Below are 20,203 nucleotides of genomic sequence, written 5' to 3'. Positions count from 1 at the left end.
CGGTTGAATCCGGTTTTCGGTTTGTAGTAGGAAGAAGCCTGAAATGTCACTCTGTCACCGCGCAGGATCTGTGCCGGACGGCAGGGAAAAGCGGTTGAACAGCATCTTGAAACCGGTTTCGGACACAGCATCTGTTACTGCAGGATGGCTCACCAGCCCTCAAACAATTATGTACAGCAGAACGGCAAAGAATGCAAGGAGGAGATATAGCATGTACCTGCTCAGATCGCTGTTCATGAACCAGAGCGAGAAACGTCTTGACGCCAGTTCAAAATGTTTTGCCAGCACTATGAGCCATATCCAGAAGACGTCATATGATGATGTGAAATCCTCCCTGCTCGAACCGTTGCCTGCCGGGTAGACGCGCTTCATTGTCAGGCGCAGAGTATTCGCGTAGGCAAACGAATTCGGCTCCTCAATCTTTGCGACACCGTTGTTCCAGACTGCAACATGTCTTGCGCTGCTGTGCCGCAGTGACAGGAAAATGAGGGCGAATATTGAAAGAAGGAGCAGTCCGACGAAGGCGGGAGAAACAAAGCCGAAAGGACCATTCAGCCCCGGAGATGCAATAAGAAGGCCGTCCGGGATGGCAAGGAGACCGGTAATTATCGGGCCTGTGCTCAACCCGGTAAAATCTGCCGTCACGCTTCCGGCAGCTGTTATCAGCAGGGTGCCCCCTATGCCAAGCATCAGCGCAACGAAGCCAGATGCGAGGATCGAGGGCCGCATGAGCACCGGACCCGCGGGACCGTTCTTTCTGAGCCGGCCTCCGAAACCAAAGTATTTTGTCATTGCCACCAGCGTTATGCCGGCGCCGAGGGACGCCATCAGGCCGGTAAAGGTGGAGAGAACTGAAATGCCCGGAGAATTGAACGTCACCATCACGAAGAGCGTCTCCAGCAGCATCCATTCACCGAGTCCTCCGCCAAAAGGGAGAAGACCGGACAGTGACAGGGCATTCAGCAGACCACCGGTTGAAAACACTGAAGAGGAGGAGCCAGTGACTCTCGTCAGGTCCAGCGTTCCCGATGTTTTTTCTATATAGCCCGCGTACAGGAAAAGCCCTGTTTTTGCAACAGTGTGCGTGAACACATAGACCATGGCACCTGCGAGAGCAAACGTTGCGAGCGGCAAATCACCGTAGTTCAAGCTCGTGATCGACGCACCTGCGAGAATAAGCATTGCGCCGCTGTTCTCTATCGTGCTGTATGCCGGAAGCATTTTCGTGTGCTCGGATGAGGCGGCATAAATGGCAGCAAACAGGAGCGAAAACGCACCTATGGCCATGAGCAGCCCGCCGATGAGAATCGACGGATGGGCGAAACTGATTATTCTGAGAATGGAATAGAGCGACGCCATGGTCATTGTGGCGCTGAAGAGAACAGAACCGTTGACCGGTGCGCCGCCATGCGCAATCGGCAGCCATTCGGTCATCTGGAACGGCGTGATTCCAAGCTTTACCACAAAACCAATCAGACCGACAAGCAATGCGATCTGGCTGTAATCCGACTTCACAAAGTACGAAATGCCGGTAGACGCGTAGAAGGAAGCGAACATAAGCAGTATGAGCAGCGTGCTCATCTCTCCGAACACAAGGAAAACATACGGAGGAACCCTGTCAGTATTCCTCTTGTAACTGATGAGGAAATAACCAGAGATTGACATGCCCTCCCACGCGAACAGGAAGGGGAGATAGCTGCGCGAGAATATCAGTAGAACTATAGAAAGTATGGCCGCGTGATAGGATGCAGTAACCACCCTGCTGTAATCATCGTAGCTTATCGAATACAGGGATGTCAATATCCATGAAACGGAGCCGACCAGCAGGAAGTACCATGAAAGGCTGTCGACGCCGAAAACTGAGCTCCCCAGCGCGACAGTCTCAGTAATGTGTGACTGCGTCAATGAGATGATTGCCAGCACTATTGTGACACCCGCCGCAACCATGCCTGCGGCGTATGAGATCTTCTTTGATACCGCCGAGATCAGGAGCGGTATCGTGTAAAGCAGGGCTATTATCAGTATGATCATTTAGTGCTCCCCTTCGACTTTATCAGCGCATCGAGTATGGTGAAAGGACTTGGAGGGCATCCGGGAACGATCACATCGGCCTGCAGCACTTCCCCGATGCCCTTCCCGAGTATTCCGCCAGATATCGCGCACGCACCTATTGCAAAGACGAGCTTCGGATGGGGCATCGCGTCATATGCGAGCCTGAGTGCCCCCTTCATTTCATCAGAGAGGACACCGACGACGAGTAATGCATCCGCATGCCGCGGCGTGCCCGTGAAAAATATTCCCAGTCTCTGCATATCGTGCATCGGGTTTGAAAGTGCCTTCACTTCCAGATTGCACGCGCCGCAGGAGCCCGTGTCTATCATGAAAAGGTTGAAGGATCTCCTGAAACGCGGTTCGGATATTCTCGATGTGGATGTGCTGACAGACCCTTCCGGACCGAAAGCATCGCTGCACCTGCCGCATGAGATGCACTTCTCCATCGCCACGCTGTCCCCCGATATCGCATCCACAGGGCATGTGACCGTTCCCTCCCTGATCCTCACCGGCCGTGTAGACCAGGGGGAAACAGACTCGGGTTCTGAGGCTGGGAATTTCGATGCCATATTCCCCTTTAGCAGACCTCTGAAAAACCAGTTGTTCACTGATAACCCCCCATTTCAGATATCCAGAAGCCGAAGCTCTCCCATGCAAAGGTGAAATCGGTCAGTATGCCTGTCACCGCTCCCTGCATGAATGCAGGCATGTTGGCGGTCGATGCAGAGCGGATGTCGAAACCGGTGACAAGATTATTCTTCATGTCAAGGAACATCACCATGTCGCCGCCCGGGGTTTCAACACGTTTCACCGCTCTTCCATCAAATCCGTTTACCGTTCGCGTCTTTTTGCCGACACGCCTGACTTTCTTGCATATTTCGCCGATCATTGAACGGGAGCTGTCTATCTCGTATCGGCGCACCAGTGCTCTGGAAAGAACGTCACCGGTATCGTCGGAGGATATTTCGAAGCCGAAGTCGCTGTACGGCAGATAGCCAGAAGTCCTCGTGTCGAATTTGAAGTCGGCGGCCCTGGCAACGGGGCCTACCGTCCACGGTTTCTTCGCATAGCAGGTGGTCTGTATTCTGTCCAGGAACATTCTGGACGACGTGAGTGCATCCCAGATGGATGCCAGCTCGCCGATAACACGATCCAGCTCCGCGCTCAGTCCGTCTGTCGCCACCGCCCTTTCCAGGCCGCCGATGCCGTTGACGCCGTAAAAGAACCTGTGCCCGAAATGTTTGGAAATTATTCTTCTTACCCTCTCTTCGAGTGCAAACAGCTGATACGTAGCAACGTTTTGGGAGGCTCCCTCGGAAAGCTTTCCGATGACTTGAATGTGGTTGGCCATCCTTTCAAGCTCGGACATGATCATCCTCACGAGCTGAACATCGTAGTCCACATCGACTCCCGAAATATCCTCCGCCGCAAGACAGAACGCCGTTCCGTAGCCTGCCGCATATGCTCCGTTTATCCTCTCCGTCTTGAGCAGTGCGTCGTCCGGTGCGGAGCCTTTCATCCGGACGTGCCTGTTCTTGAATTGTGTTTCCGGCACTATGCCCGTAATTCTTTCGCCGTCAGTGTAGACATTCAGTTTAACACTTTCAAGTATTCCACCGGATGCTGGTCCAAGATTGAAGTTGAACAGCTTGCCGTCCGACGGTGACTTTTCAAATTCACCCGTAATCGACGGATAGTTTTCATAGTCTTTCAGTTCCGCTGTGTCGCAACGGACAAGCGCAGTCGACGAACGGCCCTTCACGCAGTAAAGCACGTTGTCTATTCTGAACACTGCAGACAGCTGGTTGTCCTTATCCAATCACATAACCCCCGGTGATGAAGAAAAAGACGGTGACCATGGCCGACAACAGGGCTGCAATGATGGCAACTGCCCTCTGCGACCGTCCCGCATCACTTCTCCGCTCTTCGGAGCCGGAGAATACCATGCCTGCGATCTTGAAGTTGACGCTCGCAAATGCAATGATTATTGAAATGACAATGATGATTGCAATGAACCAGTACCCTGCCATGAAGAGTGCCAGTATTATGAGAAATTCGCCTATGAAAGTGCCGAAGGGAGGCGAGCCTGTGACGCTCAGTGAGGAGAGCATCAGGGAAGCGGTCGTATATGGCATGTTTTCCTTCAGGTTGTGAATATCCGGCATGTATCTCGTCTGGTAGCTCTCGAGTATGTTGCCGGACGAGTAGAATGCCCCTGCCTTTCCGAATGCATGCGAAACAAGGAGGATTACAGCGCCAGCGAAACCAGCGCCACCGATGATGAATCCGATGACCATTATGCCCATGTTCTCCATCGTGGAGTAGGCAAACATCCTTTTCAGATCGCGCTGCGAAGCCAGTATGAACGCAGCGATTACAACCGTTGCAACGCCGAAGAAGATGAAGAGATATTCCATTTTCGGGTCGAATGTGACCTGATACACCCGGTAAAGGGCATAAACCGCGACAGGCAGCAGGACGCCGGAAAACATGGCGCTCACTTCGGACGGCGCTCTGCTGTGGGCGTCGGGCAACCATGTATGCATTGGCACGAGCCCGATCTTTGTGCCGTATCCTACAAGCGCCGTCGCGGCCGCTATTTCCAGCGTTACCGAAGCCGTGTGCCTGACCGATATGAGCCGTGAAATCGTCAGTGTGCCGAAATTGAAGTAAATCATGATGACCGAAATGAGGCCTATCGTAAGGCCGGCCGAAACTATGATGACATATCTCCAGGCTGCCTCAACGTCGAGCGGCTGCATTTCTATGACAAGGAGCAATGCACTGGATACGGTCGTGGCTTCCACTCCGATCCACAGAAGACCGAAGTCGTTCACCATAAGTGAGAAGAACATGCTGGCCGCAAACAGGTCCATGAGCGACATATGCAGTCTGAGATTCTTGGAACCGCCCATTCTGCTGTGATACCCTAGACCGAACACCGTGGAGAGCAGGTAAATGATCGACACGGTCAGCAGTATGACTCTTGTGAGACTGTCCACGAGGAAGAACGACGATTCGGAAATGGAAAACAGATTGAGCAGGACTGCGATTGCCACAGTCATCGATGCCGCAATAACGTGCATGGGCCTGAAATGTTTCAGGAAATAGCTGAGCGAAAATGCGATTGGAATCACGAGCAGAATGACAGGGAGAAGATCAATCATCCCATCAGCTCCTGAACGGGCACATGTTCTATTTTTTCATGTATGAGCACGGCGCCGGCCACAACCAGCGCCAGCACGTCGAGCAGTATGTTTATTTCAATGACAAGCGGAAGTGAGATTATGCTCAGGCTCATCAGAACAATGCCGTTCTCCTCCTCCACGAAACCGATGAAGTGGGCAAAGCTGTTACGTCTTGTCAGTATCAGCAGCATTCCCTGAGTGATGAGTGAGATGGCTATTGCCCCGTCCGGATGGCCCACCGCCGGATAAAATACCAGTCTGTACACAATGAATGATGCTATGAAGACTATGACGCTGTACAACAGCGCCACGCCGGTGCCTGTCGAGTACTCCCTGATGAACTTGTGATTTCTCGGCAGCCTTCTCCCCAGGACGTACGTCAGCAGGAAACCCCTCAACAGCACTATGAGTGCGGCAAGGAGCAGCAGAAGAAGATTCGAAGTGGCAATACCCAGATATGTTGCAATGCCTGCCAGCAGAATCGATTGTATGATCAGCGTATCGATCATCGGCCTCACATACGAGCGGATTTGCACTGCAAGCGCTGAAATGAGCATCAGTATGCCGATGAAATTCACAATTTCCAGATTAATCACAGCAGACCACCCAGCGAATACGTAATGACAGAGAACACTGCGAGTGCGAATGAAAGCGTCAGGTAATCCTGTATCTTGAAGAGCCTGAGCTTCGCGAGCGTCTCTTCAAGGAAGACGAGGATTATTGCAACGACGATCCACTTGCCGAGCATGATCGGTATGTCCAGAAGGGAACCAAGCAGTCCAGTCTGAAGGAACCACGGGAATATGAACACGTTGATGAGAACGGAGCCAAGCAGATACTGTTTCATGTATGACGAGTATTTCAGAAGGAACATGTGCCGTCCGGAGTACTCGTAGAGTCGTGCCTCATCAATCATTCCGAATTCCATCAGGCCGGAACTTTCGGTGGGCAATCTTCCTGTCTCGAAGAGAAAGAGCATGAAGAATGCGACGCTGGAAAGAAGGTGCGGCAGCGTCAGATAATTGTTGATTGAGGCTGATATCAGGTCATGAGTAAGGTATGGATTGTTGCTGTTGCTTATGAGCGCAACTGCGAAGAAAACCATTATCAGCGTCGGCTCGGCATACGCCGAAAATGTCACAGACCTTCCGGCGCCCAGCGACGTGAAAGAACTCCTTGCATCAAGTGCTGCAAGTATCTGTATGACTCCGGCCAGGACGAACAGCAGGCCGCCGCCGAGAAGATCGACGATTGGGCTGAACTCAACTGGAAACGGCAGAATTACGGGTATAACGAACGATATCACCAGATATATGCTGAAGACAAAATATGGAGCAAGATCGAACAGTGCCGTGGAATCTGTGTTCAGTAAAGTCTCCTTTGTCAGATATTTTCTCAGGTCGAAGTAAGGCTGGAAAATGCTTGGACCATGCCGGCACTCAACGACGGCTTTGAGCCTTGCTATGATTCCCTCCACCAGTGGAGCTAGTATAACAACACCGATTATCTGTATGGCCGTCTCTACCCAGAGATATGACAATCTGACACCTTTCCAATGAGTAGACGTCATCAACCCGGTTCCGGGTAGCACACGGCTAACGTCATAGCCGAAATAAGTCATCTCGATCCTGTATTAAAGCGTTTTGATCTCTGTTTTCGACGGACGCAGTCTATACTGGTCATTAATGGGGTACGAGGCATCACGTCTTTTGCAGGAGCACTATGCCCACATACACGAGCGAAAGACCGATTATGCTGAACACGGTGTATGTGTTGAGAACAATAGCGAGCAGCATCACAAAGATTGCGTCGCCGTTGGATACGATATAAATCAGATTAATTCCCGCAAGCGGTTCCGATCCATCCGTTAGCAGCTTATTGAATATCACAGTTTCAATTATGAACGCCACTCCGATGGATATGCCGCCCGCAATAGATATGAGAACAGGCACCGTGCCGATGTGAAATCCAGGATGAATGAACACCGCCGAAAGAAAGAACAGGATGGACTCCACTGCCATCGTGGAGAGTGCGACCGAGGAGACACCGTGGTCAGATCCCACGGTGACGAAATACCCGGCTACGCCGTAAAAAAACAGTATTATCAGCCCTGCCGCGAACGAACTCCCGTTGATGTCATTCAGATGCGCCCCTGTTATCTCTCCAATAACCAGACCCGATGCGGAAACAGCCACGCCGAACCCTACAATCGAGTTCCTGCCGTCCTTTCTTCCGAATGTCTTGTAGGAAAGTGCGAAATAGACGAGTATCGATGCCGGAATGAACGGATATGCCGAACTCATGTCCTGAACTCCCAGAGCGTAGAAGAATGCAGCATTTCCCACAAAGAAAAGCGTACCGGCTATGGCGCCGAATTTCAGTCCCCGAATATTCAGTTTTTCATGCCCCAGGGCCTTGTAAACAATTGACACAAGCAGGGCGGAGACAAAAATGACTGTTCCTGCAACAAAGACATTGGCGCCTAGCCGAACTGCCAGAAATGCCAGCGAAGCCCACACCGCGTAGAGCACGCTGCTGATCAGGGCTATGCCGACATAGGAGATGCGTGTCTTCACGTGCCTCTCGTCCTGTTTTCGATATTAACCCTGGCAATTATCACAACAATTACTGTGATAATTGCAGTAAGACTGAACACAATGGTCAGGGAATAGGCAACAGGCAGGCCGGGCAGAAAATGAAAGACAAACGCGGCAATGAGCGTCCCAAATCCGAAGATGGCAACCAGCATTGCAAACACAGAATTCCAGGTGTTGTTTTCAATATCGTACCTGGTTGCAAGAGAGTCTGCAACGAGCTCCATTTTCTTGTAGACAAGGGAAAGGGAGTCGTCAATTCTCATTTCCCTCTTTGCCGACTCTATGGCATATCTTACTCCCTCAATCGTTGCTGAGTTTATCGCATAATAGATGTCCATACCCGACGAAACCGAATTTTTAATGGTTATCATTTCCTTTCTGTACTTGTGGCCAACCTTCAGCATATCGTTGTACTTTCTCAGCAGCGCTTCCTGCACTCTCAGTGTGTCGAGTTCCACAGCATAATCAACGAACGGTGCATATCTGTCGATGGCTCCTTCTGAAAAATCGGCTGCAAGATTTTCCTCATCGCAGAGATGCTGAAGTACTCCGGCGAACTCCCCGGTGCAATAACCGGTAATGCCCTCTATGTATTCAGACGGTTTGCCGCCGTAGAACACTAGGGCTCTTTCCTTCATAAAGTAGAGTGCGATCCCATCCACCATTGAAACGTCGTTTCCGACCACCCTCGCCGCTATTTCCGGCTTCACCTTCCTGAAAGACCAGTCGGCATCTATGATGCCGTACATGGCACCCGGGTCGGCCTTCATCTCCTCGATGCTCCTGCCGTTCAGTGAAACGTAGTATATGCTGAACGACGACGATACCAGACCCGTCTTGCCGAAAAGGAACGCAAGCAGCTCGCCGGCGAATTCGTCAACGCTTGTGCCTGCACAACCACGCCATGAAAAATGCGCCTGAACGCCGCCCATCTCTGCTGAAATCACTTCATCGGCACCCTCTGCTGAAAGCGGAGCCGGAAACATGATGTATGCCACTACCATTCCCATCGTATATCCGTGAAGCACGACGTCGGCGTGATGCTTTTCTTTACTCAGTTCCGGGTATTCGACCGACACGTCCGGCAGTGCAGCCCAGAATGCGGTGCTGTTCCTGATGAATTCAGGCTTGTAGTTGAGCTTCTCTGAATATATGAAGTAAGGCAGCACAGGCGGCACACTGATCTTATCCCTGTGCTCTGTGAAATATGCCGAAATTCCAGCGGCATTTTCAGCTGACCTGCCGAGTTCGGCTCCGGTCTTTGTATCCTTTGCATCGAACACGAACATAGAGCATATCATACGCAGGCCCGGAACTGATTCGCTGCCGCGGGGACTTTCCATGTATCATTGCCTCCGGCGCTTCCCTTAACGGGGCTGCAACTCCTTTCTCATGACATGCGTAACGGTTTCGTATCCCAGGCGGCCATACAGCGAAATTGCCCTGCTGTTGTTCGGATTGACGTCGAGGTATATTGCCTTCACACCTCTTTCCCGGAAGAACGAGTGTATCATCTCTATCAGTCTGCTCCCTATTCCCTTCCCGCCAGATTCCGGTTTTACTACGACATCCCAGAAATCACCGTACCTGTTGCCATATTCCTCCTCAATACATCCTATTCCGATGCCGGCCAGTTTGCCTCCATCGAGTGCGATCATGACGCAGGCATTCTCATCAGAAAGTAGATCTGCAAGCTGGCTCCTGATTATTTTCGCGGCATCGGGCGAAGGCGTATCAGGGCCCGATGCTATACCCATCTGTATTTCGACATGAGTGATGTAGCTGTCACGCAGCGCTTCAGCCATGATGTCAGCAGATTCATCCACATATTCCGGTTCCAGTCTTTTGAAGACTACCGTTTCAGGCTCTTTCAAGGCTGCATCATTTCCTCCTTTTACCAGTGACAGCAGGCAGTTAGACGGGGAGCAAATAAAATTCTTTTCACGTAATTGAACATGACTTCGGACATTACTGAGCATCTGTTACGTACATGTCCGGCACAGACCTCCAGCATATGTTTAAATATCAAACTATATTCTGTTGGATGATATATCCAACCGGACCCCGGTTGCCTTTGATTCGAATACGCTACGGGCAGACGCGATATGCTTGATCACATGCCAGATGATCGCTGGATTGCATCACTGTCCCCAGTGTATATGCTGGCCGGGGAACGGGGTGGCTGGATTGAAAAGCAGGTGGATTCATGGACAACAGGATGAAGATAATCTCAGTAGTGCTTGTGGTGCTGGTACTTTCCGCTGGCGTATTTGCCTTCGGCTACAGCAGGGCCAGGACTCACATCTCGCAGGGACCGATCACAATAACCGACGGTCAGAACAGAACGTACACATTCCAGAAGCCGCTTACCCGTATAGTGTCCCTTGACCCGGCGGCCACTGCAACGTTTTACGCTCTCGGCGCATACTCAGATCTCGTAGGTGTGGACTACTACTCACAGTACCCTCCAAATTCAACGCTTCCTGTTGTGGGTGACTACCCGACAATGAATGTGGAACAGATACTCAACCTCTCACCGCAGGCTGTCATAGCCTTTTCCGATTATCCGCAATCCGAAATCAGTCAGCTGCTTTCTGCCAACATAGCATACATCTTCCTGGATCCCGGCAGCCTTGCTCAGATTGAAAGTCAGAATACGATACTCGGCAAGATCACCGGAACAGCCGCAAATGCTTCTCTGATCAACAGCTGGATGAACGCCTCCATCAGTGCTGCCTCACTTGCCACATCGGGTATACAGAACAGCTCGGAACTCTCTGTATTCTATTATCTGAGCAATTATGGCGGTTACTGGACAGCCGGCAATAACACTTTTATAAACAACCTTTTCCAGGTTTCTCATCTGCGTAACATAGCGAATGCGAGCGGTTATTACACAATGCCCGGCGAACTGATAGCGAATGACAATCCGCAGTCGATTCTGCTCGATCAGTATGTCCCGTTCTCAGCTGTGAATCAAACGCCGTTCAACGAAACACAGGCAGTGCTTAACGGCAAGGTCTACATGATATTCAATGACAACTTCTTCAACGAACCGGATTTCAGAGTCGTCTATGCCATACAATGGCTCATCAACACGATGTATCCGTCGAGTCCTCTCGTCCTTCCGAATTTTCCACTGCATCTGAAATACTCGCCTGCCCCTCCAGGTTGACGTCTCATGGCAGGTGAAATCAGCGATCGGGTTGAACAGAAAGCACAATCGCCGAAACTGATGATGCTCTTTCTCTCATTCGCAGCTCTGACGGCACTCAGCATCGCGTCGTTCTTCATCGGACCGGTATCCATTCCATTTGCAACAGTGATGGAAATACTCTTCAGACAAATCCCCGTCCTTGGCGGCATTCAGCATTTCACCATCAGGCCGGTGTATTTTGAAATCGTATTCTACATCAGGGAGCCGGAGATTCTCGGCGGTGTTGTTGTGGGTGCATCGCTGGGCATGGGCGGAGCCGTTGTTCAGAGCATTTTCAAGAATCCCATTACCGAACCGTATGTGATAGGTCTATCCAGCGGAGCCGCGCTTGGTGCAGTCGGAGCCATAGTCTTCGGCATCACCATATTCGGGCCCTACTCCGTTCAGATGCTCGCATTCTGCTTCGCACTCCTGACTGTTTTTCTCGTCTACGCGCTTTCGCACAGGCATGGGCGTGTGCCTGCAACATATCTGCTGCTCATGGGCGTCTCCATATCATTTTTCACTTCATCTGTCGTTGCGCTGATGATTTATTCCAATATCGAGCTCCAGAGTTCCGCATTCTTCTGGCTGCTGGGCTCACTTCAGGGCATCACATGGCAGGAACTGCTGCCTGTCGCGTTTACAGTGCTGCCTGCCATGTTCATCATGTCTCTCTATTCCAGGGAACTCAATGCATTGCAGCTAGGAGGGGCTTACGCCCACTCTGTCGGTATCAGGGTGGAGCGGACAAAGAGGATGCTCATCGCACTCGTGGCTCTGAGTGTTTCTGCCTCTGTCTCTATCAGCGGACTCATTGGATTCGTCGGTCTCATCATGCCGCATATGTCCAGGCTGCTTTACGGCGGGTCCAACAGATATGTGCTGCCTTCCTCCGCCATACTCGGTGCAATCTTTCTCGTTCTTGCAGATGATATTGCAAGGATGGCGATTCCTGGAAAGGTGATACCCATCGGCATCATCACAGGCATGATTGGCGTTCCCTTCTTCATCTACATGCTCGGTAAACTTTCGAGTGGTGCATATGAAAATTGAAGTCAGGGGTTTGTGTCACTCTGCCGGCAGTTTTCGTCTCAGTGACGTCACCTTCTCCATCCAGGCGGGAAAGATAAACGGCATTGGCGGGAAGAACGGCTCGGGCAAGTCAACGCTTCTCAATCTGCTTTACGGCTACAACAGGCCGGAGTCCGGAAGCATATTGATAGACGGCAGGGACATCCGCTCTTATTCGGAGCACGAACTGTCCCGCAAAATGGCAATAGTCAGGCAGGAGGCGCCGGAGCCCATCAATTTCTCCACCGCGGATGTGATTTCAGTGTTCGGTTATTCAAACGGTTATACGAAAACCGGACTGACCAGTGTGCTGGAAACGTGCCGTATTGCGCATCTGGCCCACAGGGACTTCAACAGCCTGAGCGGAGGCGAGAAGAGGCTTGTCATGATTGCCGGCGCGCTCTTTCAGGATTCCGAAGTGCTGCTGATGGATGAGCCGACGACCTTCCTTGATGTGGATAAAGACGCATTTGTGCAGTCCCTCATTGCCGATTTGAAATCCCGGGGCAAAACCGTGGTCGTTATACTACATGACATCAACTTGCTGTACAGACTCTGCGACAATGTCATCTTTCTCAAGGATGGGAAGGTAGCGGCCGAGGGTGCCCCGGAATCCGTGTTTCTGCCGGAAACACTGAGAAACGTGTTCGGAGTGGATTTCATATCATATGAGTCGCCGGAGGGCAGGAGATTCGCCGCCGCAGGCATCAATCCAAAACGCCTCACAGCCGCTTCAAACGGGACTGCGGAGGCATCCCTGTGAGCGAGCACCCAATGCGTCAGCTGCATCGTTCCTGAGCTTCTTTTAGACAGGTTTCACCGCTGCACGGCGGTCGCTTCAGTTCACTTCCTGAACGACTCTGATGCCTAGTGAAGCAAGCCTTTCCAGGTATGCGTCCGGGTTGAGGTGCTCCGGCGGATGGATGCCCGCTTTTATGGTTTCGTCTTCCATCATCATCAGTGCTCCTGCGGCAGCTCCAGTGCCCGTGAGGTATGACGTTGCCGTAACTCCATACTTCGCATAGCATTCTTCGTGATCCATCGTAGCGTAGAGTCTGTGGCTCCTTTTCCTGCCCTTTACGCTACCTTCAACATCGACAAGTATTGTCGACCTGCCTGTTACGTCCCCTCCGAGTTGCGAAGGCTGCGGCATGAGTTTGAGCGTAAGGTCCACGGGCTTTAATTTCGTTCCGTTGACAGCAATCTTCTTTTCGGACAGCAATCCCAGTGTGTTCAGCACTTCCAGATACTTCATCGTGTCATCTGTAAGAGCAAGTTTGAAATCGGCATCCCTTATCCCCTTGCCAATGCTTTTCGGAAGGCTGTAGACTTCTTCGTGCCTTACGCTGTAGACCGGGAGTTTGCCCAGGCCGCCGGGAAAATCACACATCTCCCTGTCGCTGAATTTTTCGATAAGCTTCAGTCTGCCGTTCCTGAATACCACAGGCACTTCAAGCGTTTCGGTCAGAAATGTGGCAGGCGAGAAAAGGCATACAAAACTGTGCCTGGAACTGAACGCTGTCTCCCCGTCCCTGATTCTGACGGATTTTACGCGATCCATCCTGTTCGCCGCGTACATTGCGAACACGTTGCTCATGCCCGGATCTTCCCCGAGTCCTATCACGGCAGTATTCCCTTTTTTCCTCCAGGTATCGTCAGCCGAGTATTGCCCCTCCGGATCCTGCAGCGCAAGGTCGACGTACTTCGCGCCGGCCGCCAGTGCGGCCCTCATTATGATATCGTTGTATCTGGGCAGCGATGCATTGATGACCATGCCTTTTCCGCGCAGCGCCTGCGAAACCTCTCTGCTCTTTCCGGCATCGAGTTTTATTGCCTCTGTCTTTCTTCCAGATTCTCTGGCGACGCTTTTCGCCCGGGCATGGTTTAAATCTGCCACGATCAAACTGTCAACGCTGGAGCTGGACGCCAGATGTCTGGCAATCACAGTCCCGGCTCCTCCCGTCCCGATCAATAAAACGTCCAAAGTTTCACCACACTGTTTCCTTCTGCGTCGTTCTGTTTTCAGTCGACTTCGGATACCCCCTGCATCAGTCGATATTTATGGCTTACGGAACAGCGGCCGTCTTCCGTAACTTGCATGCTAGGGCGATCCGAACTCGGACAATTTCCATATACCGTAGAATCAAATCTCTTTTCCTGGACGCTGTTTGAATTTCATGGAGACACTTCACAGCAGAAGTACGAACTTTCTGAGTATCTTCAGCCTTTTCGGTATAAGGGATGCTATAAGTGACTTGTCTTCCGCTCTCAGTGCGGATGTGATATGAATCATTGCAACGTAAACAGCAAATCCGACAATCACATAGATCGGAAGAAGTAAGAGCTGATATTTTGTCACAGATGCAATGAGAAATACCGCCAGCGCCATGACGCCTGCTGACAGCCAGAGCCTTGAAAGGAATCGCGCATCGAGTCTCACCAGCCCAGCTTCCTTCGCAAACGCATAAATTACTGCAAAGCTGACTACACCCGTTGACGAATATGCGATGGCGGCGCCGACCAGCGACAGTGCTGGTATCAGCGTGAATGAAAGAATCAAATTTGAAAGGAGTGCAAGCCCTGTCGAAATTATGAAAACATGTGTTTTCCTGGTTCCCTGCATGGCATTGCCTATCGGCCCTCCGATGATGAATACAGCATTGATAGTCAGAATTATGGACAACGGCAGCGCGCCCTGCACATACCCGTTTCCCGCAAGGAGCTCTATCACAGGAACTGATATTGCAGAAATGCCGAGAGCGGCTGGCACATATAGTATGGCTGCTGCGTTGGCCGATATGCGCACTCCCTCCCTTATCATTTCGCTGTCCTTCCTGCCGTGGAATTCTGAGAATTTGGAAAATATGATGCCGCCAAGCGGGGAACTCAGAATCGAAGTGCCAGAGGCAATGAGAAGAGCAAGATTGTAAACGCCTATAGACGCAAGATCTTTCAGGTAGGCGACTGTCAGTCTGTCTATGTATGCAGCACCATAACTCAATATGCCTGTAATGTAGAGCGGAAGGGAATAGGAAAAGATGGGTCTCAGCTCAAATTTGGTTTTTGAAATTGACCTGGTCCTCCCCCTGATATCCATATAGAAGAGCATAACACCAATGAAATACCCCGCTCCCCAGCCAACCGGTATCGAATAGATGGAATGTGTAATGTGCAGGGCCGCAATAGATATGGCATAAACCACCACAACATAAGTCATTCCAATTATGCCCGATTTCCTGAAATTCTGCAGCCCGAGCATTATGCTGTTCAGAAACGATATCATAATCGCAGATGGAATATCCAGAGCGAGCATGTAGACCAGATTTACATAAGCGTATGAGTGAAAGAAGAGGAATGAAATTGCATGGGCTGTAACAATCAGGGTTGCCACGGATATTATTGAGAGAATGACGCCAATCCTGACTGCTTTACGTGCAATGCTGCCAACACCATCGGAGTTCCCTGTGCCGATCTCATACGATGTGAAGTGCTGCCAGCCATACTGCAGGCCAAATGAAAATGTTATGGGGAACAGGGAGAGTATTGCAATGAGAAGCGCAACCGAGCCGACCAGACTCGGCGGAAAGATGTGGATGACATACAGGTAAAATGCAGCGCCGGAAAGTGTCAGTGTGGCAAAGTAGGCATACTGAAACGCAATGCCTCTGCCAAGTGTCTCTCCATCCCTCAGTGTGCTCAAATAGTTCACCCGTTGACAGTAAGACTTGCGAAAAATGCGGATGCGACAGTGAACATGCGACGTTCAGAGTGGTAAACTTCCGTTGTCTCAACTTTCCTCTTACCAGCGGTCATTGATGCCCTCACTTAATTGCCTGCTTGGATAATTTGATTGCGGATGCTCTCATGTAATGCCGAAATCGCTCCACGATCAAAATACTGTCGGTTCCGTCTGCATCACAATTCATCTTGCCCCGCCTTCCGTCCTTCGTCCTGCAGCCACAGGATTCGGCTTCAGCAGGGTGGCAGAAAAATATTCCACGCACGCATTGATTCGTGACTGACTTACTGCCACGCATCCCCTCAATTGACAATTCAGTGTGCTTGCTCATTCAGCCTGAGAATGAATCCACAGTCATTCGCGATCTTTATAGACAATAGCTCTTGTGCTCTATGCGTGACAGTCCAGGAAGAGCCGTTCAACAGGCGATTTGTCAGGTTGCTGCTCGGATACAGGATATTCAGGAGCTTCGCCTTCGGTTACATCAGTTTCGTATTGCCTCTGTATCTGCGTTTTATCGGCATGTCTTATATCGAGATGGGTGCCTATGCACTCGTTGCCACCATTGCAAGCGCTTCTCTCTCCACCGTCAGCGGTTTCCTGGGTGATTTCTACGGCAGGAAGCGCATGCTCATGCTGCTCTCCCTGCTGTTTCCGGCCATGATGCTCCTCCTGCTCCTCGTGCACAGTATAGTGGGAATATTCATTACATCGCTGCTTGGCGTGAGTTTCACCGGCGGAATAGGCGGCGGCTCTGGTGGCGGGCCGATAGCACCGCTGCAGACATCGCTCCTGGCCGACATGACTGCTCCGGGAACAAGAACGGGGGCGTTCAGTTTCCTCATGTCAGCTGCGGTAATTTCCGCTCTGTCAGGTTCCCTTTTCTCCGCATTTCTGTCTGCGTTTCTCAGTCGTTCGGTTTATTTCACGGCACTCTTTCTGACGGGGCTTGTTTCGTCGCTTGTGAGTCTCCTGTTTGTTGTCGTGATGAAGTTCAGGGATGCTCCCGCCGAAAAAGGTTCTTCCGTGGCACCTGTCAAATCAAGCTATGGCATAAGCCGCATTGCACTGTCGGGATTATTCGGAAGTGCAGGTCTCGGCATGATTATGCCATTCATCCCCGTCTGGTTCAGTGATATTATGCACGCCACAAACGGCGAAATATCTCTCATCTATTCGCTGTCGTATCTGGTTACCGCACTCTCTGTTCTTCTGGCTTCCAGGGTGGAAAACATTATGGGCAGAATAAAGGGCATTGCGGCTTTTCGTGGATTGAGTTCCATTCTGCTCATAGCCATACCGTTCTCCGGCTCCATCCCTGCGGCCGCTCTGCTGTTTATCGTCAGAACCGGCATGTACAGCATGACCATTCCACTCAGACAGAGTTTCTCAATGCAACTGTTCGATCCTGCTGAACGTGCCAGGGGTGCCGGTATAACAGGCATTGCAAGGAGGATTCCCTTCGGTATTGCGGCAAGTCTGAGCGGTGTGCTGTTCGCAATAGGTGTCTCCGTCCTCGCCTTTGCGTCCGCCGGAGTCATTTCTGCGTTTGACCCTGTACTGTATTTTCTCTTCTTCAGGGACAAATCGTAGCTGCGACCTGCTGCTTACAGTCACAATGTTATGTTGGAATCCCTGCCGACGATCATCTTCGAAGCCTTCTTCAGGCCGTCATTTTTTGTAATCGTGCATGATGTGCCGATGATGCTCTCATACAGTCTCATCTCCCCCTTCCCGTCAATTACGCATCCGTCCATAACAATAGAGTCTTCGATCTCCACTCCCTCGACAACGCAATCGTTGCCGATACTCGTATTTGGCCCTATAATCGATGATTTTACTCTTGTTCCGCGGCCTATGTGGCACGGTCCCTTGATGACTGATTTCCCGTCCACTGTCGAATCTTCCATGATCCTGACTCTGCCAATGATGTGCTGTGACGGAATGCTCTCTGCCACTTGCCTTTCCATGTCGTCAAGCACAAGTCTGTTGGCATCCAGTATTTCCTCCATGGTTCCCGTATCTTTCCACCATCCCTTGATTTCATGATAGCCCACGGAGTGACCGCTCTCTATCAGCGCCTGAATTGCCTCTGTTATTTCGAGTTCGCCCCTTTTTGACGGTTTCAGCTTTTTTATCATTTCGAAAATGGAGCTCCTGAAGAAATAGACGCCGACCAGTGCGAGGTTTGTCTTCGGATTCTTCGGTTTTTCCACGAGTCTGACCAGCTTTCCGCCTTCAAGTTCAGCGATGCCGTAACTTTCTGGTCTGCTCACTCTGCACAGTGCGACCAGTGCGTCGAAACCTCCAGATTCGAACGAATCCTTCAGTTTGGTCAGACCGCTGTGCAGTATGTTGTCGCCAAGGTAAACAACGAACGAATCGCTGCCAACAAACTCACGTGTCAGGCCGACTGCATGGGCTATGCCTAGCGGCTCCGGCTGATGTGTGTAAGTTATGGACACATGCCATTTCGAGCCGTCGCCGTAGTAATCTCTGACGGCCGCGGCACCGACGCTGCCGACAATGATGTTTATCTCTTTGATTCCCAGTGAGATCATGTCTTCGAGCGCATACTGGCTGACGGGCTTGCCCGCGACGGGGAGAAGTTGTTTCACTTCTGTGTGTGTTATGGGTCTCAGTCTCGTTCCGCTTCCGCCGTGTAGAAGGACACCTTTCATCGGTTGCAAAACGCGGTTGTCTTTAAAAAATACTCCTATGCACGTTGCGATTGCTGTCTCTCGATATTCTTTGAAACCTATTTTTTCCTGCGGGAAACCATAATGTAGGCAACCGAGCTCAAAACTCCGCTAATAGTCAAACCAAATGCCAGTTCAGTTGTCCAATTCCAGAAAGAAGGTGGAGATTGCCTGGAGAAATAAATGCCAACACCGTAGCCAATGACGTTCGGGTTATTCATTTTGCTGCCGTTGATGTATAAATGCCCGCTTGGGAAGAGTGTGATCACATATCCAGGAACCGGATTCGCCTTCCATGCATAGGTACTATTGGGCAGTTTGAAAACCATCGTCTGTGCAATAGAGCTGTTGGTAAACAGCAACTTGCCCGATGTATTGGTTTGGTCCCCTAATTCTGGACAAGATTGTCTTATTCAACTCAATGCCTCCTTCATAGAAATTCCTTTCCATTTTTCATATGCCTCTCTTGGTGTGCAGTAACCGATTGCAGAGTGCAATCGTCTGCCGTTGTAGAACCCCACAAACCTGTTGATCGTTGCTTCGGCGTCGCCGAAGCTCTCGAACTCAAACCTTCTGATGACTTCCCTCTCCAGGATTGAGTTGAACGACTCTATGTGGGCATCCTCTTTCGGTGTGTGTGGATGGATGCGCTCATGACCGATGTTCATCATTGAGAGAAACTCCTCCACGGTCCTGCAGACGAGCTGCGTACCGTTGTCATTCCTGATCCTGACATTGCCGATACTGCCAATTCCCCTCTCGTGGAATGCCCGCATCATTGCCTCCCTGACGTCGTCTCCCCTGCACTGGAGTCCAAAATAGTGCTTCACCGCTTCCCTGGTGAAACAATCGATGAAACCGAGGAAGTATGCGTTCCTCTCCTCGCCGGCAATCCAGACATACTTTATGTCCGTCTCCCAGACCTGGTTCGGTGCGCTGACAATGACTTTGGATTCCACCACTCTGCTGACGGGGCTGCGTCTGTTGTACGAATGATTGAGCAGACGGTTCTCAGCCATCAGCCTGCGGACTTTCTTCCTGTTTATCACGAAGCCCTCACGCTGCAGCTGCTTCGTCACCTTTTTGTAGCCATAGCACACGAACTCCTGTGAGAGCACTGCCCTCATCTCCTCAACCACCTCACCGTTGGTCAGATACAGTGTTTCACACCCATTCCTCCTCATCGTGTGCATGGAGTCAGCCCTGCCTGCCCTCGAAGGCGATGTGGAAGGCGTCGAATAGAAGCTGCTCCTCGGAATGTGCAGCATGTTCAGCGCATCCGTCACGGGAACACCCTTCGCGATGTATCCGGCCGCCAGTACGCTCATTGTTTCGTCACCTTCCTTTTTTTTAATGCCTCGCTCAGCATCTCGTTGGCGAGCTCCTTTTCAGCAAGGAGCTTCTTCAGCCTGGAGTTTTCCTTCATCAGCTTCCTGACACCCGGTTCCATTCTCCTGGCGTATGACCTGAGGCCGTCTATGCCGAATGTGTCGTAGTTTTCCTTCCACTTGTAATACATTGTAGGATCGACGGTGTACTTCCTGCACGTCTCCACCACGGCACCCTTTTCCTGTATCTCCTTGATTATGGCAAGCTTCTCCTCCGGCTGCCATCTCCTTCTCGAAGTCGCAGTCACTGTTCTCCCTCCGGACCACCCT

The 20,203-nt window shown here is 51.2% G+C and carries 18 protein-coding genes; 4 read left to right on the top strand and 14 right to left on the bottom strand.

Annotation, left to right across the window (positions count from 1 at the left end; genetic code table 11):
• Positions 1-159: 159 nt before the first annotated feature.
• The 9 genes from KIS30_08040 to KIS30_08000 all read right to left on the bottom strand — a co-directional run bounded on the left by KIS30_08040 (position 160) and on the right by KIS30_08000 (position 9,711).
• Complete coding sequence (locus tag KIS30_08040) at positions 160-2,031, bottom strand: hypothetical protein (GenBank protein MBX8646689.1); 1,872 nt, start codon at positions 2,029-2,031, stop codon at positions 160-162.
• On the bottom strand, positions 2,028-2,621 hold the full coding sequence (locus KIS30_08035; GenBank protein ID MBX8646688.1) for an NADH:ubiquinone oxidoreductase: 594 nt from the start codon (positions 2,619-2,621) through the stop codon (positions 2,028-2,030). The genes KIS30_08040 and KIS30_08035 overlap by 4 nt, the downstream gene beginning before the upstream one ends.
• A gap of 35 nt (positions 2,622-2,656) precedes the next feature.
• A complete protein-coding gene (locus tag KIS30_08030) occupies positions 2,657-3,871 on the bottom strand; it encodes a formate hydrogenlyase (protein MBX8646687.1) in 1,215 nt (404 codons plus the stop codon).
• The gene (locus tag KIS30_08025; GenBank protein ID MBX8646686.1) at positions 3,864-5,219 is read right to left on the bottom strand and encodes a hydrogenase 4 subunit F; all 1,356 of its coding nucleotides are present in this window, start codon (positions 5,217-5,219) and stop codon (positions 3,864-3,866) included. Before KIS30_08025 ends, KIS30_08030 begins: the two co-directional genes overlap by 8 nt.
• A complete protein-coding gene (locus tag KIS30_08020; GenBank protein ID MBX8646685.1) occupies positions 5,216-5,836 on the bottom strand; it encodes a hypothetical protein in 621 nt (206 codons plus the stop codon). Before KIS30_08020 ends, KIS30_08025 begins: the two co-directional genes overlap by 4 nt.
• The gene (locus tag KIS30_08015; protein ID MBX8646684.1) at positions 5,833-6,810 is read right to left on the bottom strand and encodes an NADH-quinone oxidoreductase subunit H; all 978 of its coding nucleotides are present in this window, start codon (positions 6,808-6,810) and stop codon (positions 5,833-5,835) included. The genes KIS30_08020 and KIS30_08015 overlap by 4 nt, the downstream gene beginning before the upstream one ends.
• A gap of 130 nt (positions 6,811-6,940) precedes the next feature.
• On the bottom strand, positions 6,941-7,816 hold the full coding sequence (locus tag KIS30_08010; protein MBX8646683.1) for a hypothetical protein: 876 nt from the start codon (positions 7,814-7,816) through the stop codon (positions 6,941-6,943).
• Positions 7,813-9,180, bottom strand: a complete 1,368-nt coding sequence (locus KIS30_08005; protein MBX8646682.1) for a hypothetical protein — start codon at positions 9,178-9,180, stop codon at positions 7,813-7,815. Before KIS30_08005 ends, KIS30_08010 begins: the two co-directional genes overlap by 4 nt.
• Positions 9,181-9,204: 24 nt before the next feature.
• Positions 9,205-9,711, bottom strand: a complete 507-nt coding sequence (locus KIS30_08000; protein MBX8646681.1) for a GNAT family N-acetyltransferase — start codon at positions 9,709-9,711, stop codon at positions 9,205-9,207.
• Positions 9,712-10,043: 332 nt separating this feature from the next.
• Here KIS30_08000 and KIS30_07995 point away from each other — a divergent pair, with 332 nt between their 5' ends.
• The 3 genes from KIS30_07995 to KIS30_07985 are packed head-to-tail and all read left to right on the top strand — an operon-like array spanning position 10,044 to position 12,870.
• Positions 10,044-11,012 (top strand): ABC transporter substrate-binding protein, encoded by a 969-nt coding sequence (locus tag KIS30_07995; GenBank protein MBX8646680.1) that lies wholly within the window; start codon positions 10,044-10,046, stop codon positions 11,010-11,012.
• Positions 11,013-11,018: 6 nt separating this feature from the next.
• Positions 11,019-12,089 carry an iron chelate uptake ABC transporter family permease subunit gene (locus tag KIS30_07990; GenBank protein ID MBX8646679.1) on the top strand — a complete coding sequence of 357 codons (1,071 nt, stop codon included), beginning with the start codon at positions 11,019-11,021 and terminating at the stop codon, positions 12,087-12,089.
• Positions 12,079-12,870, top strand: a complete 792-nt coding sequence (locus KIS30_07985) for an ABC transporter ATP-binding protein (protein ID MBX8646678.1) — start codon at positions 12,079-12,081, stop codon at positions 12,868-12,870. Before KIS30_07990 ends, KIS30_07985 begins: the two co-directional genes overlap by 11 nt.
• Positions 12,871-12,945: 75 nt before the next feature.
• Here KIS30_07985 and KIS30_07980 read toward each other — a convergent pair whose 3' ends face one another.
• Complete coding sequence (locus KIS30_07980) at positions 12,946-14,052, bottom strand: saccharopine dehydrogenase NADP-binding domain-containing protein (GenBank protein MBX8646677.1); 1,107 nt, start codon at positions 14,050-14,052, stop codon at positions 12,946-12,948.
• A gap of 243 nt (positions 14,053-14,295) precedes the next feature.
• Complete coding sequence (locus KIS30_07975; GenBank protein MBX8646676.1) at positions 14,296-15,807, bottom strand: oligosaccharide flippase family protein; 1,512 nt, start codon at positions 15,805-15,807, stop codon at positions 14,296-14,298.
• Between the two features lie 435 nt (positions 15,808-16,242).
• Here KIS30_07975 and KIS30_07970 point away from each other — a divergent pair, with 435 nt between their 5' ends.
• Positions 16,243-17,439 carry an MFS transporter gene (locus tag KIS30_07970; protein ID MBX8646675.1) on the top strand — a complete coding sequence of 399 codons (1,197 nt, stop codon included), beginning with the start codon at positions 16,243-16,245 and terminating at the stop codon, positions 17,437-17,439.
• Positions 17,440-17,459: 20 nt separating this feature from the next.
• Here KIS30_07970 and KIS30_07965 read toward each other — a convergent pair whose 3' ends face one another.
• The 3 genes from KIS30_07965 to KIS30_07955 form a co-directional block, all read right to left on the bottom strand.
• On the bottom strand, positions 17,460-18,527 hold the full coding sequence (locus KIS30_07965; protein ID MBX8646674.1) for a glucose-1-phosphate thymidylyltransferase: 1,068 nt from the start codon (positions 18,525-18,527) through the stop codon (positions 17,460-17,462).
• A 431-nt stretch (positions 18,528-18,958) separates the two neighbouring features.
• Positions 18,959-19,873, bottom strand: coding sequence for an IS3 family transposase (locus KIS30_07960; GenBank protein MBX8646673.1), 915 nt, complete (start codon positions 19,871-19,873; stop codon positions 18,959-18,961).
• Positions 19,870-20,203 (bottom strand): transposase (locus KIS30_07955; protein MBX8646672.1); only part of this gene is annotated, 334 nt, incomplete at its 5' end. The genes KIS30_07960 and KIS30_07955, both read right to left, overlap by 4 nt.

The sequence above is a fragment of the Candidatus Sysuiplasma acidicola genome, assembly GCA_019721035.1.
Classification (GTDB): domain Archaea; phylum Thermoplasmatota; class Thermoplasmata; order Sysuiplasmatales; family Sysuiplasmataceae; genus Sysuiplasma; species Sysuiplasma acidicola.
The sequence above is the reverse complement of the archived record's forward strand: the minus strand, read 5'-3'. Positions and strand labels throughout refer to the sequence as shown.

Coding starts and splice junctions, on each gene's coding strand:
- KIS30_08040 (MBX8646689.1), bottom strand. CDS start 2,031: ATGATCATACTGATAATAGCCCTGCTTTACACGATACCGCTCCTGATC.
- KIS30_08035 (MBX8646688.1), bottom strand. CDS start 2,621: ATGGCATCGAAATTCCCAGCCTCAGAACCCGAGTCTGTTTCCCCCTGG.
- KIS30_08025 (MBX8646686.1), bottom strand. CDS start 5,219: ATGATTGATCTTCTCCCTGTCATTCTGCTCGTGATTCCAATCGCATTT.
- KIS30_08015 (MBX8646684.1), bottom strand. CDS start 6,810: ATGACGTCTACTCATTGGAAAGGTGTCAGATTGTCATATCTCTGGGTA.
- KIS30_08005 (MBX8646682.1), bottom strand. CDS start 9,180: ATGGAAAGTCCCCGCGGCAGCGAATCAGTTCCGGGCCTGCGTATGATA.
- KIS30_07995 (MBX8646680.1), top strand. CDS start 10,044: ATGGACAACAGGATGAAGATAATCTCAGTAGTGCTTGTGGTGCTGGTA.
- KIS30_07990 (MBX8646679.1), top strand. CDS start 11,019: ATGGCAGGTGAAATCAGCGATCGGGTTGAACAGAAAGCACAATCGCCG.
- KIS30_07985 (MBX8646678.1), top strand. CDS start 12,079: ATGAAAATTGAAGTCAGGGGTTTGTGTCACTCTGCCGGCAGTTTTCGT.
- KIS30_07965 (MBX8646674.1), bottom strand. CDS start 18,527: ATGAAAGGTGTCCTTCTACACGGCGGAAGCGGAACGAGACTGAGACCC.
- KIS30_07960 (MBX8646673.1), bottom strand. CDS start 19,873: ATGAGCGTACTGGCGGCCGGATACATCGCGAAGGGTGTTCCCGTGACG.